The sequence below is a fragment of the Streptomyces sp. NBC_00224 genome (genome assembly GCF_041435195.1).
In the GTDB taxonomy this organism is placed as follows: Bacteria; Actinomycetota; Actinomycetes; order Streptomycetales; family Streptomycetaceae; genus Streptomyces.
Map to the genome: position 1 here is coordinate 1,964,846 of NZ_CP108106.1, position 15,597 is coordinate 1,980,442.

Genomic DNA, 15,597 nt, shown 5'->3' on the forward strand with positions numbered 1-15,597 from the left:
TCATACCTCCTGGTCGGTGGTCGAACGGACAGAACGGTCAGAATGGGCTGACTGGCGGGGAGGGGCGGAACCGCTGGGAAGGGTGGGACGGCCGGTGCTGCCCGACGAAACGGACGCGAACTCCGCCTCGTCTGCCGTGAGGTCGAGATAGGCCTGCTCCAGCGTTGCCTCCTCCGTCGCGAGTTCGAGGATCGGGATGCCTTCCGCCGCGGCGATCGGACCCACATCCTCGACCCGGGCACCCTCGACGATCCAGCGGCCGTCCTCGCCCTGGACAGGTGCGAAGCCCCGTGACGTCAGGAGGGTGCGCAGGCGGCCGCCTTCGGTGGTCCGCAGACGCACTCGCGGCTGAATGCGCGAGTCGATGAAGTCCTGCATGGGCGTGTCGGCCAGTAGCCGTCCCCGGCCGAGGACGACCAGGTGGTCGGCGAACGAAGCGGTCTCGTTCATCAGATGGCTGGAGACCAGGACGGCTCGGCCCTCACGGGCAAGCCCTCGCATCAACTCCCTTATCCAGATGATCCCTTCCGGGTCGAGACCGTTGGAGGGCTCGTCGAGGATCAGCACCGCGGGGTCTCCGAGCAGCGCCGCGGCGATCCCGAGCCGCTGGCGCATACCGAGGGAGAAGGTCTTGATGCGTCGGCTCGCGACCCGGGCGATACCCGCCTCTTCCAGCACCTCGTCCACGCGCCGGGCCGGTATTCGGTTGCTGGCGGCCAGAGCCCGCAGATGGTTCCGTGCGGTGCGCGAGCCGTGCGCGGCCTGGGCGTCGAGCAGTGCGCCGACGTGGCGCAGCGGTTCGCCGTATTCCGCGTACGGGCGCCCGCCGATAGTGGCGGTTCCCGAAGTCGGCCGGTCCAGGCCCAGGACGAGCCGCATGGTGGTGGACTTGCCGGCGCCGTTGGGGCCGAGGAAGCCGGTGACCTGGCCGGGCTGCACGCTGAATGTCAGGCGGTCCACGGCACGGGTGGTTCCGTACTCCTTGGTGAGCTCTTGGACGTCGATGCTGGTCATGTCTCAACATTCGCCGTCGCGGCAGGTCCCGGGCCTCCCCCGTGCGTGGGGATCGTCTCCCCCGTGCGGGGGAGCCGCGGTGATCGGGACGCTGGCACGATGGCGACATGTTCCGCTTTCTCCGCCCGCTGGGTCGCTCCGTGACGTACACGCGATGGCTGCATCTGTCGATGCCCGTCGCGGTGTACGGCATTTGGCTGTTCATCGATATGGAAAAGCCTTATGTCCCCTTTCTCGCCCTGCTGTTGATAGGGCTGATACCGGCCGTGCGCCTGGCCGAGGGGATACAGGTCCAGTTGCTCGTCGTGCCGAAGGAGCGGGGCCGGCATGACGCGACCGTCTCCGCGGCGCCATCGGCCAGTTGGGGCGAGCGCTGGCGGACGGTGATGTGGCTGGAGATACGGCTGGCGCTCGCGTTGGTGACCATGGTGATATCGGTATGGCTCCCCATAGTCGCCTACGAGCTGGTCAGCGCCTCCGTGGGCCACGGGACGAGCGACCTTCCCCTCCTGCGCGGCCCGGCACCGCACTGGTGGTGGTCGGCACTGGCTCCGCTGCCCGTTCTCCTCATGCTCGGCTGTGTCGCGCCCCTCGGAGAGCTGGATGCCGCCATCGCCCGGCGGCTGCTCGGCCCGTCGAAAGAGGAGCGGCTGACCGCGCTGGAGGAGCGGACCGAGCGGCTGCTCGAACGCAATCGGATCGCCCGCGAGATTCATGACTCGATCGGGCACGCGCTGACCGTCGCCGTGGTGCAGGCCGGCGCTGCCCGGGCGGCGGGCGACCCGGCGTTCACCGCCCGGGCGCTGGCCGCGATCGAGGAGACGGGCCGGGCGGCGCTGGACGACCTGGAGCGCGTACTGCTCGTGCTGCGCGAGAGCGGGGGGCCGGTGGGGCAGCGGCCGACGCTCGACGAGGCCGACCGGCTGCTCGAATCGGCGCGGGCATCGGGGGCGAAGGTGGAGTCCGAGCTCAGCGGCCCGCTGGCCTTGGTGCCGGGTCCGGTCTCCCGGGAGGGGTACCGGATCCTCCAGGAGGCACTGACCAATGTGCTGCGGCACTCGGGACCCGTGCCCGTGCGGGTGCGGATAGCTGTGTTGGGAGAGCGATTGGAGCTCGATGTGACGAATCCGCTGGCGGGTTCGATGCCCAAGATGCAGGGCGGCAGCGGTCTGCGCGGCATACGCGAACGGGCGGCACTGCTGGGCGGCGAGGCCCGGTCGGGTCCACAGGAGGGGGAATGGAGGGTGCGCGTCCGGCTACCGCTGGACGGCCTACGCTGACCGGATGCCGGTTACCGTTCTTCTCGTCGACGACGAACCCCTGGTCCGTGCGGGTCTGCGTGCCGTACTGGAGGCCCAGCCCGACATCGAGGTGGTGGGTGAGGCCGCCGATGGCGCCGCCGTCATCCCGCTGGTGCGCCGGCTGCGCCCCGATGTGGTGGCGATGGATGTCCGGATGCCGTTGCTCGACGGGATAGAGGCCACTCGGGCGGTGCTGCGCACGGTGCAGGATCCGCCGAAGATCTTGGTGGTCACAACGTTCGAGAACGACGAGTACGTGTACGAGGCTCTACGGGCCGGTGCCGATGGGTTTCTGCTGAAGCGGGCCCGGCCCGCCGAGATCGTGCACGCGGTGCGGCTCGTCGCGGAGGGCGAATCGCTGCTGTTCCCGGCGGCGGTCCGTTCGCTCGCGGCCGAGTACGGCAACCGGGACGCACGGGCGGCGCTGGACAAGGCGGCACTCACCGAGCGGGAGGCGGCCGTTCTGCGGCTGATGGCGCGCGGGCTCTCCAACGCGGAGATCGCCGCCCGGCTGATCGTCGGCACCGAGACGGTGAAGACGCATGTCAGCGCCGTCCTGGCCAAGTTGGGCGCCCGGGACCGGACCCAGGCGGTGATCGCGGCGTACGAGTCGGGATTCGTGGCTCCGAGCTGATGCGTCTCCGTGACCATCCGCCACTCGCCGTATACCTGACCAGCGAGTACGATCCGGCAGACACGCGTACGAGCTGGGAGGACACACGTTGGGGCGGCTGACCGGCGGGGATCCCTCTCTGCTGCGGCGGATCAATTCCGCGGTGGTTCTCCATGCACTGCGTGGGGCGGAATCTCCCACTCTGACCGATCTGACCCGGATCACCGGTCTGTCGAGGCCGACGGTCGAGGGTGTGGTCGAGGGGCTCATGGAGGGCGGACTCGTCGTCGAGTCGGCTCCCGAGGAGGGCGAGGCTCGCCGTCAGGGGCGCCCCGCGCGCCGGTTCAGGTTCCGGGCCGAGGCGGGCCATCTGCTGGGCATCGAGATCGGCCCGCACCGGGTGGCGGCGCTGCTGTCCGGGCTCGACGGGCGGATCGTGGGCGCCGGGTCGCGCGAGGTGTCGGAGACGGCCTCCGCCGATGAACGTCTGGAGAAGGTCCGGGCGACGGTGGCCGATCTGCTGCGGCGGGCCGGGGTGGCGCGCAGTTCGCTCCGTGCGGTCGGTGTCGGCAGCCCCGGCATAGTGGAGGCCGACGGCACCGTTCGGCTCGGGACGGCGCTGCCCGAATGGACCGGGCTGGCCCTGGGCGAGCGGCTGCGGCGGTCGTTCCGCTGCCCGGTGCTGGTCGAGAACGACGCCAACGCGGCGGCCGTGGCCGAGCACTGGAAGGGCGCGGCGACCGACTCCGACGACATCGTCTTCGTCATGGCCGGGCTGAGCCCGGGAGCCGGGTCGCTGATAGGCGGGCGGCTGCACCGGGGGTTCGGCGGCGCGGCGGGCGAGATCGGGGCGCTGCATCTGCTGGGCCGTGATGTGACGCCGGAGAAGCTGCTGTCGACGACCGGGGAGCCACTGCACCCGCTGGACGAGCAGGCGGTCGCCGATGTGTTCGCGCTGGCCAAGCAGGGCGACAGCGGTGCGCAGGAGGCGGTCGAGCGGTTCATCCAGCGGCTGGTCCACGATGTGGCGGCCCTGGTGCTCGCGCTCGACCCGGAGCTGGTGGTCGTCGGCGGCTGGGCGGCGGGGATCGACGGTGTGCTCGATCCCCTGCGTCAGGAGCTGGCGCGGTACTGCCTGCGGCCACCGCGCGTGACCCTCTCCCTGCTCGGGGAGGCGGCGGTGGCGACCGGTGCGCTGCGCCTCGCACTCGACCATGTCGAGGAGCAGTTGTTCGCGGTCGAGGGAACGGTCACGGCTCGCCGCTGAGCGGGCCGGGCGTGCGGGGCTGCTACGGCCCGGGAGCACGACAGGGCTGGGTCCCGCCATTCCGGGCTATGAGGCAGAGGCGCCCGGGACGCCGGGCCGGACACGCCCCCGGCCTCCGGCCTCGGAAGCGAAAGTCGGCCGGCGCCGACGCCAGTCCGAGCCCCAGCCCCTCACCCGCCCGGTCCCGCCCCGCCCCGCCCCGTCCCGTCCCGTCCCCAACGCGAACGGCCCGCCACTCGTAGAGCGGCGGGCCGTATCGAAAAGCGGGGCGCGCAGGGGTCAGGAGGCCTGGCGGTGGCCGTCGTGGCTGATCTGGAGGTCGCCCGAGTCGCCGAACGTGAGGCGGCAGGTGTCGGCGCGGTAGGTCGCCACCGAGACGGCGACGGTCCGGCCGAGGGAGAAGTAGCGCGTGGTCACGACGAGAACGGGCGCGCCCGGCAGCCGGTCGAGCTCCTTCGCGTCGTCGGCGCGGGCCGAGCCGAGTTCGACCGCGCGGTCCTGGCCCTCCAGGTCGAGGCGCTGGAGCTCGCGCAGCACGCTGCGCGCGCGTGCCGGTCCGGACGGCGCGTCGATCGCGGTGAGGTCCGGCACGGAAGACGCCGGTACATAGAGCAGCTCGGCGGCGACGGGCTGGCCGTGCGTGGTGCGGATCCGGCGGACGGTGTGCACCTCTTCGAGCGGCTCGGTGTCGAAGAGCCGGACGACCGCGAGCGGCGGGGTGGCGACGGCGCAGTCGGCGGACTGCCAGGCGTCACCGGCGGTGCCGGGCCAGTCGTGCTGTTCGGCGCCGACGGAGACGCCCACGCGCGGCGGGGCGACGGTCGTGCCGACGCCGCGGCGGCGCTGCAACCTGCCTTCGAGTTCGAGCTGCTCCAGAGCCTGGCGGAGCGTGGCGCGCGCGACGCCGAAACGGGCGGCCAGTTCACGCTCGTTGGGCAGGATCTCTCCCACCGCGAAGTCCGAGTCGAGCGCCTCGCTCAGCACGGTCTTGAGGTGCCAGTACTTCGGCTCCGGCACCGTTTCCAGCTGCGTGGTCCCCACCCTGTCCTCCGCAATCGCCGTGCCCCGGCGGCTTTTCTGCGCCCTTGTTTATTAAAGGTTCCTGCACTAACTCTGCGACCATAGGGCGGCACACCCCCTTGGTCAAGACCAATCCTCGTTCCGTTACGGAACGAATCCGACCCCTGGCCCAGAGCGTTCACACGACGTTCGCGGTCCCGTGAGCAGGGCGCAGCAAAGTACTCCGTGCCCGGATCCGGGCACGAAGTGGTGACTATTGGGGCGCGTGGGGCTAACAGGGCGACTGGTCCACGCACTCCTCGCGGACGAGTGCGGTCATTTTGTCCGGGTTCCGTACGACGTAGACGCAGTGGATGCGGCCGTCGAGGACGTCGAGCTGCAGGACGCTGTCCGGCTTGCCGTCGTAGAGGACCAGCACCGCGGGGCCGCCGTTGATCTCCGTGATGCGGAAGTCGCCCTCGGGCCCGCCCTCCTGCGACACCGCGTACAGGAAGCGTCCGACCTTGTCGGCGGACTCGATGATCCGCGTCGGGGCCTTGGACTTGCCGCCGCTGTCCCCGATGAAACGGACGTCGGGGGCGAGCAGGGAGAGCATGGAGTCCAGGTCACCGCCGCCCGCGGCGGCCATGAACCGCTCGGTGAGGTCGCGGCGGTGGGCGGGGTCGACGTCATAGCGCGGCTTGCGCTCGTCGACGTGGCGCCGGGCGCGCCCCGCGAGTTGGCGCACGGCGGGCTCCGAGCGGTCCAGGGCGGCCGCGATCTCCGCGAACGGAAAGCCGAACGCCTCACGCAGGACGAACACCGCCCGCTCCAGCGGCGAGAGCGATTCGAGGACGACCAGAACGGCGAGCGAGACGGAATCGGCCAGCATGGCCTGTTCGACCGTATCCGGTACGGCGGGCCCGAAATCAGTCGTGATCAGCTCAGGCAGCCAGGGTCCGATGTACGCCTCACAGCGCGCCTGGATCTGTCTGAGCCGGTCGATGGCGAGCCGGGTGGTGATCCGTACGAGGAACGCCCGCGGGTCGCGCACGCCATTGCGGTCCTGCGCCGACCAGCGCAGCCATGCCTCCTGCACCACGTCCTCGGCGTCGGCCACGCGGCCCAGCATGCGGTAGGCCACGCCCGTGAGGACGGACCTGTGGACTTCGAAGATCTCGACGTCGGCGGCGGCAGTCACCGCCCCATCCCAGCCGACCGGCAACCGGCTGTCCAGAAGGAGAACCCGTGCTGTTCGATTCTTCGCCCCTCGCGCGGTGTCCGGGACCCGCCTCTTGAACTCCAAGCTACCGAAGGGTAATTGTTGCTGACAGGGTGTCTACCGTCGCCCGCGCGGCGCCGTCCGTCCACGACCGGGAGCAGCAGCATGGCCGAAGAGGTCTCCTTCACGATCGGCTCCCCCCGGGGCAGCCGCACCGTCACCGTCTCCTACCGGCGGGCCGGTTCCGGCGATCCGCTGCTCCTGCTGCACGGCATCGGCCACCACCGCCAGGCATGGGACCCGGTGTTCGACCTCCTGGCCGCCGAGCGCGACGTCATCGCCGTGGACCTGCCCGGCTTCGGCGAGTCCCCGGCGCTGCCCGAGGGCACCTCGTACGACCTGCGGACGGTCGTGCCGACGCTGGGCGCGCTCTGCGAGGAGCTGGGCATCGAACGGCCGCATGTGGCAGGCAACTCCCTCGGCGGGCTGCTGGCCCTGGAGCTGGGGCGCGAGAAGCTCGTACGGTCGGTGACGGCCCTCTCCCCCGCCGGGTTCTGGACCCCGGCGGAGCGCCGCTACGCCTTCGCGACACTGACCGCGATGCGGCGGGGGGCGAGGCTGCTGCCGCTGCCGGTCATCGAGCGGATGTCCCGGAGCTCGGCCGGGCGTGCGGCGCTCACGAGCACCATCTACGCGCGCCCCGGGCGCCGTTCACCCGAGGCCGTCGTCGCCGAGACGCTCGCGCTGCGCGACGCCACCGGCTTCGACGAGACCCTGGCCGCCGGCATCGCGGTCCGGTTCACCGACGACGTGACCGGAGTTCCGGTCACCGTCGCCTGGGGCGCCAAGGACCGGCTGCTGCTGCGCCGTCAGGGGATCCGCGCCAAGCACACCCTCCCCGGCGCCCGGCTGGTGCGGCTGCCCGGCTGCGGCCACGTCCCGATGAACGACGACCCCGCCCTGGTCGCGCGCGTCATCCTCGACACCAGCCGCTGAACCGATGCGCTTCGGGCGCCGGCCCAGCACCCCGGCGCCCAGCGCGACCCCGGCACCGACCAGCGCACTGCCCGCCGCCTGCGCCGTGCCATACGCTCCGGCGCCGACCAGCGGGGCCGTGAGCGCGGCCGACACCGGGATGAGGCCGGAGAAGAGCGTCGCCCGTTCGGCACCGATCCGCTGCACGCCCACGTACCAGCAGACGAATCCGACCACGGTGACGACGGAGGCCTGCCAGACCAGGGCCGCCGTCTCGGTGGCGTCGGGCAGCCGCAGCGCCGCCCAGCCGTCCAGTACGAGGGCGAGCGCGGCGGACTCGACGGCCGCGACGCCGCACACGGCCGCCGAGAGCAGCTTGGGGCCGAGCGGTCGCAGCACCGGAACCGCGAGCACCGCGAACCCCACCTCGCCCACCAGCGCGCCCACCGACCAGGCGATGCCCACGGCGTCGGTACGGCCCCATCCCTGCACGGTGAAGGCTCCGGCCGCCACCAGGAGCGCTCCGTAGAGCACCGGCCGGGTGGGCCGCCGTCCGTCGAGCAGCGGCACGAGGACCGCCACCACGACTGGCGCACACCCGACGAAGACACCGGGGACGGCGGGCTCGGCTGTGCGTTCGGCGGCCAGCACCGCCAGGTTGAAGCCCACCATGCCGACGGCGGAGACCAGCGCGAGCCTGCCCCACTGCGCCCCGCCGAGGCCGCGCAGCGGCGCGGTGCCGCCCCGGCCGAGCAGCGGGAGCAGCAACAGGCAGGCGAGGCCGTAACGGAGGGCCTGGCCGCCCGCGTGCGGATAGTCGCCGAGGACGCTGTTGGCGGTGAAGGATCCGCCGACGAGGAAGCAGGCGACGGCGGCGAGCGCCGCGCCCCGCAGCTGTGACACGTTCATGGGCCCGACGCTAGGCAGCACGGTGGCCTTGTTTAAGGTCCACTTCCATGACGCCATCGGGGACCACTTCGCCCTCCGTACCGGAGGGCCGCGACGCGCCGCCGTCGTGGAACGCGGCCTGGGAACTGCTGCTTCCGGCCGCCGCGGCGCCTGCCCGGCAGCGGGGCAGAATGCTCCAGTCGGCGTTCCGGGAGGCCGTGCGGTCGGGGCGGCTCGCGGCCGGGACGCGGCTGCCGTCGAGCCGTGAGCTCGCCGCCGACCTCGGGGTTTCGCGCGGCCTTGTCACCGAGGCGTACGAGCAGCTCACCGCCGAGGGCTATCTGCGCAGCGACCGGGGCTCGGGCACCTGGGTGGGCGGGGCGGCGCGCGCCGCCGACGCGCCACGCGCGCGTGATCTGGCTCCGCGCGATCCGGGCGCCCTCGTCGACTTCCTGCCCGGGACCCCGGACCTGTCGCTGTTCCCGCGCGCCGCCTGGGCCGCCGCGCACAAGGCCGTCCTGGAGCGGCTGCCGCACCGGGCGCTGGGCTATCCCGACCCACGCGGGCTGCCCGAGCTGCGGACCGCGCTGGCCGCGCTGCTCGCCCGGCGGCGCGGGGTGGTCGCCGACCCCGAGCGGATCGTGGTGTGCTCCGGGGTGGCCCAGGCGACGACGCTCCTCGGCTTCGTGCTCGGGGAGCGGGGCGAGCGGACCGTGGGCGTCGAGGACCCCGGCAGCCCCGAACACACCGCGCTGTTCGCGGCCACCGGCGTACGGACCCGGCTGCTGCCGCTCGACGAGGAGGGCCTGGCGACGGGCCCGCTGTACGCGAGCGGGGTACGGGTCGCGGTGACGACTCCGGCTCATCAGTTCCCCTCCGGAATCGCCTACTCCGCGCGTCGGCGGGCCGAACTCCTGGACTGGGCGCGGGCGGTGGACGGGCTCGTCGTCGAGGACGACTACGACGGTGACTTCCGCTACGACCGGGCTCCGGTCGGGGCTCTCCAGGGACTGGACCCGGAACACGTGGCGTACACCGGGTCGGTGAGCAAGTCGCTCGCCCCCGGGCTGCGGCTCGGGTGGCTGCTCGCGCCGGAGCGGCTGACGGGCGCGATCGTCGCCCGCAAGCGCACCATGGACCTCGGCAACCCCGCCTTCGACCAGGCGCTGCTCGCGGACTTCCTCACCAGCGGCGCGTACGACCGTCAGCTGCGCCGGTGCCAACGCGCCTACCGGGAGCGGCGGGACGCGCTGGTCGGCGCGCTCCGCGAGCACTTCCCCGGCACCGAGGTGAGCGGCATCGCGGCCGGACTGCACATCATCGCCCGGCTGCCCGCGCGGTACGGCCCGGAGCGCCGCCTCCTCGCACGCGCCGCCCACGCGCGCGTGGCCGTGCGCCCGCTCTCGTACTACAGCTCGCGCGGGACCGAAAGCTCACGCGGGACCGAGGCGGGAGCGGGCACCGAAGTGGGCGACGGCGTCGCGCTGGTGCTCGGGTACGCCCATCTGACGCCGTCCGACATCGCGCGCGGGGTGCGGCTCCTCGCCGGTGCCGTACCCGCTATTTCACAGGCGCCGGGCCGAACCGCTTCAGGAGTCGGGCCGGGCTGACATCAGGCGTTGGCCCAGCCCCGTATGGAGAGCACCAAGCGGTACCCGTCGGGGTCCTCGATCGTCACGCCCCACTCGTTCCAGTACGGGTTGGGCGACTGCACCCGCTTGCCGCCGTATGCCTCCAGGCGGTCCACCAGGTCCTGCGGAACTTCTTCGTCCGCGTAGATGACCAGCAGGTCCTCCTCGGTCGGCCGGGGCTCGACCGGAGCGGCCGACTCGTGGATCAGCTCCAGATGCCAGTCGGCGTCGGGCCAGCCGACCATCAGCAGCGCGTGCTCGCCGGGGGCTGTGCTCTCCGCGTCGTGCCGCCACACCACGTCGAGGCCCAGGCCCTCGACCCAGAAGCGCTCCGCCGCGGCCAGATCGCGCGACGGACGGGCGATGCGGATGTGTGAACGGCCTCCGACCGGCATGGGAGCCCCCTGTGCTTTCGCCATGGCTGTTGTCCGGGGCCGCCGCGACGGAGGCCCGTACCGCAAGGTACCCAACGAAGATCACCCGGTCGATCGTTCCCTGGTCCTACGCCGCTCGTCCTGGTCCGGCCGTCCCCGGCCGAGCGCCCCAGGGCCAACATCCGGTTGTTCACCTGGGGTTCGCGCCCGCGCCGCAGCCGGGCAGTAGGCATGGCACGGATCCGCACGCACCGGACCACACCGCCCTACCTCACCACGCCGCTCCTGGAGGCGCCTCGATGCCGTACCGCCCTCGGATCCCCTCGCCCAACCGCCGTACCGTACTGAAGGGTTCACTCGCCGCGTCGGCGGGCCTCGCCCTGCCCGTCGGGCTCGCCACGGCCGCGCCCGCGCTGGCGCTCTCCGGGCGGCCGAGCGCCGACTGGGGTGTGCAGGCCGGTGACATCACCGCGTCGTCGGGGCTCGTCTGGGCCCGGGCCGACCGGCCGGCCCGGATGGTCGTGGAGACCTCCGCCACCGAATCGTTCCGCCGCCCGCGCAGATGGCAGGGCCCCCTGCTCGGACCGGGCACCGACTTCACCGGTACGACGCAGCTGCGCGGCCTGCCGGCCGGTGAGCAGATCCATTACCGGGTCACCCTCGCCGACCCCGACGACCCGCGCCGTACCGGCAAGCCGGTGTACGGCACGTTCCGCACGGCGCCCGCCTCGCGCCACCAGGATGTGCGCTTCCTGTGGTCCGGCGACATCGCCGGACAGGGCTGGGGCATCAACCCGGACATCGGCGGCTTCCGCGTCTACGACGAGATGCGGCAGCTCAACCCGGACTTCTTCCTGTCCAGCGGAGACAACATCTACGCGGACGGGGTGATCCTGCCCAGCGTGACGCTGCCCGACGGCCGGGTCTGGCGGAACATCACGACGGAGGAGAAGTCCAAGGTCGCCGAGACACTGGCTGAGTACCGGGGCAACTTCCGCTACAACCTGCTCGACGACAACGTACGGCGGTTCAACGCGCAGGTGCCCTCCATCGTCCAGTGGGACGACCACGAGGTGCGCAACAACTGGTACCCGGGGCAGATCCTGGACGACGCCCGCTACACCGAGAAGAACGTCGACGTGCTGGCCGCCCGTTCGCTGCGGGCCTTCAGCGAGTACTTCCCCGTCTCCACGCTGCGGCCGGGCAGCCGGGAGGGGCGCGTGCACCGGGTGGTGCGCCACGGGCCGCTGCTCGACGTGTTCGTGCTCGACATGCGTACGTACCGCAACGCCAACTCCCCCGGGCGGCAGGCCGACGACACCGTGGGCATCCTCGGCGCGGAGCAGCTGGAGTGGCTGAAGCGGGAGCTCGCGCGCTCCCGGGCGGTGTGGAAGGTGATCGCCGCCGACATGCCGCTCGGGCTGGTCGTCGCCGACGGCCCGGCCGACTTCGAGGCCGTGGCGCAGGGCGACCCGGGCGCGCCGCTCGGGCGCGAGCTCCAGATCGCCGAGCTGCTGCGGTTCATCAAGCACCGCCGGATCACCGGCACGCTGTGGCTGACGGCCGATGTGCACTACACGGCGGCCCAGCACTACGAGCCGTCGCGGGCCGCGTTCAAGGACTTCGCCCCGTTCTGGGAGTTCGTGTCGGGGCCGCTCGCCGCGGGCGGGTTCCCGGCGAACGCGCTCGACGCGACGTTCGGCCCCGACCGGGTCTTCGTCCACGCGCCGGCGAAGGCCAACGCCTCCCCGATGGAGACCCCGCCGAACTTCGGCGAGATCGAGATCGACGGCGGCAGCGGCGAACTGACGGTGCGACTGCGCGCCCAGGGCGGTTCGGTACTCTTCACCAAGGTGCTCAGGCCGGGGCTGGTGGGCCAGTAGCGACGTACGGTCGGCTGCGGGGCAGGCGTCGGTGACGGTGTAGGGCAGTGATGACGTGCACCGGAGACGGCGTACGGACTGCGGCACCGAGCCGGTCATTCCGCGCCACAAGCCGTAGGAAACGGTCAGAAAACCATCAGAATCACACTTAACCCATCAGTCACAAAGCGTTCGTGATCACGCAACACCGCTCGGCCACAGTGATGGCATGACTGAGATGCCCGAGTTGAATGCCCGCAAGAGCGCCCGCCGCCACCACTGGCGGCGGGACATGATCGAGCTGGCCGCGCTGTTCATGGCCGTGGCGGTGGCCGACGGGCTGGCGAACATGGTCGCCCACGGGCCGGACGGACCGTTCCTGCTGATCGCCTCGGCGGTGGCCCTGGTGGCCACGGCGGCGTTCCACACGTGGTGGGCCAGGCGCCACAGCCACGCACCCCCGGCGGACACACCCGCGGATACGGGCGCGGCGCCCGCGACAGTCGGCGCCGCGTCCACCGACGGTTCCGCCGAAGCGGAGACGGCGCCCCGCGAGACCTCGCTGTGGCGGATGCGGGCCACCGTGCGCGACGAGCCGGGCAGTCTGGCCGCCCTGTGCACCGCGCTCGCCCACAGCCGGGTCGACATCCTCACCCTCCAGACGCACCCGCTGGCCGACGGCACGGTCGACGAGTTCCTGCTGCGAGCCCCCGCCGAGCTGGCCGGGGCCCGGCTCACCCGGGAGATCGTGGCGGCGGGCGGCGGCGACATCTGGCTGGAGCGCGCGGACGCGCACGACCTGGTGGACGCGCCCACCCGGGTGCTCGGACTCGCCACCCGGACCGCACTCGACGCCGCGGAACTGCCGCTCGCACTGCGGCAGTTGCTGGGAAGGTGCACCATCCACTCGCTGCCCGCCGTGTCCCTGTCCGGCCGCCCGACCGGTGAGACGGCGCCGGTCGAGGGCGTACTCGAATCGACCACCATGCGGCTGCGCGATCCGAACGGCGGGGCCATCACCATTGAGCGGCCCTACCTCCCCTTCACCCCGACCGAGTTCGCGCGGGCGCGCGCGCTGGTCGAACTGGACGCACGGCTCGGCCCGCGCATCCCGCGCAGCCAGGACGTCCTCACCCTGCCCGAGGGCAACGAGATCACCGTCCGCCGGGCCGGTCAGGACGACGTCGAGGCCGCCAAGGCCATGCACGAACGCTGCTCCGACCGCACGCTGAGCCTGCGCTACCACGGCCCCATCGGCGACGCCGACCGCTACCTCAACCACCTGCTCAGCCCCCGCTACGGCCGCACCCTCACCGCCCAGACCGCCTCCGGGCGGCTCGTCGCCCTCGGCCATCTGCTGTGGGACGGCGACGAGACCGAGGTGGCGCTGCTCGTCGAGGACGACTGGCAGCGCCGGGGCATCGGCTCCGAGCTCCTGGAGCGCCTGGTGGCGCTGGCGGTCGAGGCGGGCTGCGAGAGCGTGTACGCGGTGACGCAGTCCTCCAACACCGGGATGGTGGCGGCGATGCGCGGCCTCGGCCTGCCGCTCGACTACCAGATCGAGGAGGGCACCCTGGTGGTCACCGCCCGGCTGCCGAAGGCTCGCGTACCGGCGCGTCCGTCGTCGGAGCGCCCGGCGTTCGAGCGCTCGGAGTTCGAGCGGGCATCGTTCGAGCAGGCGTCGCAGGCGGAGCGCTGAGCGCCCGGTTCAGATCGCTCCACAGGTCCTCCACGTCCTCCAGACCGACCGAGAGCCGCAGCAGGCGCTCGCTCACCCCGGCGGAGCGCCGGTCTCCCTCGGCCACGATGCGGTGGCTGATGGAGGCCGGGTGCTGGATGAGAGTGTCGACGCTGCCGAGGCTCACGGCCGGGGTGATGAGCCGGACGCCCGCGATGACGCGGTGCGGATCGCCGTTCACCTCGAAGGAGACCATCGCCCCGCCCACCTTCGGATAGTGGACGCGGGACACCCGCGGGTCGGCGGCCAGTCTGCGGGCCAGCTCCGCGGCGCTCCCGGCGGCCGCGCGCATCCGCACCGGAAGCGTCGCCAGGCCCCGCAGCAGCAGATAGCCCGCGAGCGGGTGCAGGACACCGCCGGTGGCGAACCGCACCTGGCGCAGCTGCCGGGCGAACGCGTCGTCGCAGGCGACGATCCCGCCCATGACGTCGCCGTGACCGCCCAGGTACTTGGTGGCACTGTGCAGCACGATCCGCGCGCCCTGTTCGAGCGGCCGCTGGAGCACGGGCGTGGCGAAGGTGTTGTCGACGAGCAGCGGCACCGAGCCGCAGGCGTGGGCGACGGCCCGGATGTCGACCTCGGCGAGCGTCGGGTTGGCCGGGGTCTCCACGATCACCAGGCCGGTGTCGGGCCGCAGGGCGTCGGCGATGCCCGCCGGGTCGACCCAGGTCACCTCCGTACCGAGGAGTCCGGCGTCCAGGAGGTGGTCGCTGCAGCCGTACAGCGGCCGGACCGCGACCACGTGCCGCAGGCCCGCCGAGGCCCGGGCGAGCAGCACGGCGGAGAGGGCGGCCATGCCGCTGGCGAACGCGACGGCGCCCTCGGCCCCTTCCAGCCGTGCGAGCGCTGTCTCGAAACGGCCCACGGTGGGGTTGTCGAGGCGGGCGTACACCGGGGGCCCTTCGGGCAGCAGTCCGGTGGCCGCGAAGGCGTCGATCCGGGCGGCCTCGGCCGCGCTGTCGTACGAGGGGTAGGTCGTCGAGAGGTCGATCGGCGGGGCGTGCAGGCCGAGTCCCGCGAGGTCGTCGCGGCCGGCGTGGACGGCTTCGGTGGCCAGGGCACGGGGTGCGGCCTGGTCGCGGTCCTGCGTGTCGGAGTCCATGGCGGAACTGTGGAGACGTGACCGGAAACGAGCGGTGAGGTCCGTGCTACGTTCGGCCAATGGCCGATTCTGTCGCACTGGACCCGGTGGATCTGGACATTCTGCGCCTCCTGCAGAACGACGCCCGGACCACCTACCGCGATCTGGCGGCGCAGGTGGGCGTGGCGCCCTCCACCTGCCTCGACCGGGTGACCAGGCTGCGCCGCTCCGGAGTCATCCTGGGCCACCAGCTCCGTCTCGACCCGGCCAAAATGGGCCGTGGCCTGGAGGCACTCCTCTCCGTACAGGTGCGACCACATCGGCGTGAACTGATCGGCCCGTTCGTCGAGCGCATCCGGGCGCTGCCGGAGTCCCGCGCCCTGTTCCACCTCGCCGGCCCGGACGACTACCTGGTCCACGTGGCCGTGACCGGCACCTCCGACCTTCAGCGGCTGGTCATCGACGAGTTCACCTCGCGGCGCGAAGTCGCCCGGGTGGAGACGCGGTTGATCTTCCAGCAGTGGGAGTGCGGCCCTCTGCTGCCACCTTCGTCGACACCGGTGTCAACTTCCACTTCGGCCCCTCTCTCCCCTTCCGCCTCAAGTGGCTGAAGGTCGCCTGTTGGTGACGCG

Annotated in this window: 13 protein-coding genes and 1 pseudogene; 8 read left to right on the forward strand and 6 right to left on the reverse strand. The window is 72.3% G+C overall.

All coding sequences use genetic code 11. The annotated features are described in order from the left end of the window. The gene (locus OG965_RS08755) at nucleotides 1-1,014 is read right to left on the reverse strand and encodes an ABC transporter ATP-binding protein (RefSeq protein WP_371650883.1); all 1,014 of its coding nucleotides are present in this window, start codon (nucleotides 1,012-1,014) and stop codon (nucleotides 1-3) included. A 107-nt stretch (nucleotides 1,015-1,121) separates the two neighbouring features. Here OG965_RS08755 and OG965_RS08760 point away from each other — a divergent pair, with 107 nt between their 5' ends. The 3 genes from OG965_RS08760 to OG965_RS08770 all read left to right on the forward strand — a co-directional run bounded on the left by OG965_RS08760 (nucleotide 1,122) and on the right by OG965_RS08770 (nucleotide 4,195). Next, entirely contained in the window at nucleotides 1,122-2,294 is a 1,173-nt protein-coding gene (locus tag OG965_RS08760; protein WP_371650885.1) for a sensor histidine kinase, read from the forward strand. Nucleotides 2,295-2,298: 4 nt separating this feature from the next. Continuing rightward, on the forward strand, nucleotides 2,299-2,949 hold the full coding sequence (locus tag OG965_RS08765) for a response regulator transcription factor (RefSeq protein ID WP_190091369.1): 651 nt from the start codon (nucleotides 2,299-2,301) through the stop codon (nucleotides 2,947-2,949). Between the two features lie 88 nt (nucleotides 2,950-3,037). Further along, the gene (locus OG965_RS08770; RefSeq protein ID WP_371650887.1) at nucleotides 3,038-4,195 is read left to right on the forward strand and encodes an ROK family transcriptional regulator; all 1,158 of its coding nucleotides are present in this window, start codon (nucleotides 3,038-3,040) and stop codon (nucleotides 4,193-4,195) included. Between the two features lie 279 nt (nucleotides 4,196-4,474). Here OG965_RS08770 and OG965_RS08775 read toward each other — a convergent pair whose 3' ends face one another. Both OG965_RS08775 and sigJ read right to left on the reverse strand, forming a co-directional pair. Then, nucleotides 4,475-5,236 carry a GntR family transcriptional regulator gene (locus OG965_RS08775; protein WP_371650889.1) on the reverse strand — a complete coding sequence of 254 codons (762 nt, stop codon included), beginning with the start codon at nucleotides 5,234-5,236 and terminating at the stop codon, nucleotides 4,475-4,477. A 250-nt stretch (nucleotides 5,237-5,486) separates the two neighbouring features. After that, a complete protein-coding gene (gene sigJ / locus OG965_RS08780; protein ID WP_371650891.1) occupies nucleotides 5,487-6,395 on the reverse strand; it encodes an RNA polymerase sigma factor SigJ in 909 nt (302 codons plus the stop codon). A 186-nt stretch (nucleotides 6,396-6,581) separates the two neighbouring features. Between sigJ and OG965_RS08785 the strand changes: the two genes are divergently transcribed. Then, entirely contained in the window at nucleotides 6,582-7,412 is an 831-nt protein-coding gene (locus tag OG965_RS08785; protein WP_371650893.1) for an alpha/beta fold hydrolase, read from the forward strand. A gap of 531 nt (nucleotides 7,413-7,943) precedes the next feature. On the opposite strand, the pseudogene OG965_RS08790 reads toward OG965_RS08785, so the two are convergent. Then, nucleotides 7,944-8,357, reverse strand: a pseudogene (locus tag OG965_RS08790) (EamA family transporter); the annotation flags it as partial. On the opposite strand from OG965_RS08790, the gene OG965_RS08795 reads away from it, so the two are divergent. Then, complete coding sequence (locus tag OG965_RS08795) at nucleotides 8,348-9,889, forward strand: PLP-dependent aminotransferase family protein (RefSeq protein WP_371650895.1); 1,542 nt, start codon at nucleotides 8,348-8,350, stop codon at nucleotides 9,887-9,889. The pseudogene OG965_RS08790 and the gene OG965_RS08795 overlap by 10 nt on opposite strands. A gap of 2 nt (nucleotides 9,890-9,891) precedes the next feature. Here OG965_RS08795 and OG965_RS08800 read toward each other — a convergent pair whose 3' ends face one another. Further along, the gene (locus OG965_RS08800; RefSeq protein ID WP_371650897.1) at nucleotides 9,892-10,305 is read right to left on the reverse strand and encodes a VOC family protein; all 414 of its coding nucleotides are present in this window, start codon (nucleotides 10,303-10,305) and stop codon (nucleotides 9,892-9,894) included. 278 nt (nucleotides 10,306-10,583) lie between these two features. On the opposite strand from OG965_RS08800, the gene OG965_RS08805 reads away from it, so the two are divergent. Both OG965_RS08805 and OG965_RS08810 read left to right on the forward strand, forming a co-directional pair. Beyond that, nucleotides 10,584-12,167 (forward strand): alkaline phosphatase, encoded by a 1,584-nt coding sequence (locus OG965_RS08805; protein WP_371650899.1) that lies wholly within the window; start codon nucleotides 10,584-10,586, stop codon nucleotides 12,165-12,167. 217 nt (nucleotides 12,168-12,384) lie between these two features. Continuing rightward, nucleotides 12,385-13,845 (forward strand): GNAT family N-acetyltransferase, encoded by a 1,461-nt coding sequence (locus OG965_RS08810; protein ID WP_371656889.1) that lies wholly within the window; start codon nucleotides 12,385-12,387, stop codon nucleotides 13,843-13,845. Here the strand turns inward: OG965_RS08810 and OG965_RS08815 are convergent. Further along, nucleotides 13,727-14,986, reverse strand: coding sequence for a PLP-dependent aspartate aminotransferase family protein (locus OG965_RS08815; RefSeq protein WP_371650901.1), 1,260 nt, complete (start codon nucleotides 14,984-14,986; stop codon nucleotides 13,727-13,729). The two genes, OG965_RS08810 and OG965_RS08815, sit on opposite strands and share 119 nt — an antisense overlap. A 59-nt stretch (nucleotides 14,987-15,045) precedes the next feature. Here OG965_RS08815 and OG965_RS08820 point away from each other — a divergent pair, with 59 nt between their 5' ends. Further along, on the forward strand, nucleotides 15,046-15,576 hold the full coding sequence (locus OG965_RS08820) for an Lrp/AsnC family transcriptional regulator (RefSeq protein ID WP_371650903.1): 531 nt from the start codon (nucleotides 15,046-15,048) through the stop codon (nucleotides 15,574-15,576). Nucleotides 15,577-15,597: the final 21 nt, after the last annotated feature.

Excerpts from the sequence above, each read along its gene's own strand:
- OG965_RS08755 (WP_371650883.1), bottom strand. The coding sequence starts at position 1,014 with ATGACCAGCATCGACGTCCAAGAGCTCACCAAGGAGTACGGAACCACC.
- OG965_RS08760 (WP_371650885.1), top strand. The coding sequence starts at position 1,122 with ATGTTCCGCTTTCTCCGCCCGCTGGGTCGCTCCGTGACGTACACGCGA.
- OG965_RS08765 (WP_190091369.1), top strand. The coding sequence starts at position 2,299 with ATGCCGGTTACCGTTCTTCTCGTCGACGACGAACCCCTGGTCCGTGCG.
- OG965_RS08785 (WP_371650893.1), top strand. The coding sequence starts at position 6,582 with ATGGCCGAAGAGGTCTCCTTCACGATCGGCTCCCCCCGGGGCAGCCGC.
- OG965_RS08795 (WP_371650895.1), top strand. The coding sequence starts at position 8,348 with ATGACGCCATCGGGGACCACTTCGCCCTCCGTACCGGAGGGCCGCGAC.
- OG965_RS08800 (WP_371650897.1), bottom strand. The coding sequence starts at position 10,305 with ATGCCGGTCGGAGGCCGTTCACACATCCGCATCGCCCGTCCGTCGCGC.
- OG965_RS08805 (WP_371650899.1), top strand. The coding sequence starts at position 10,584 with ATGCCGTACCGCCCTCGGATCCCCTCGCCCAACCGCCGTACCGTACTG.
- OG965_RS08810 (WP_371656889.1), top strand. The coding sequence starts at position 12,385 with ATGCCCGAGTTGAATGCCCGCAAGAGCGCCCGCCGCCACCACTGGCGG.
- OG965_RS08815 (WP_371650901.1), bottom strand. The coding sequence starts at position 14,986 with ATGGACTCCGACACGCAGGACCGCGACCAGGCCGCACCCCGTGCCCTG.
- OG965_RS08820 (WP_371650903.1), top strand. The coding sequence starts at position 15,046 with ATGGCCGATTCTGTCGCACTGGACCCGGTGGATCTGGACATTCTGCGC.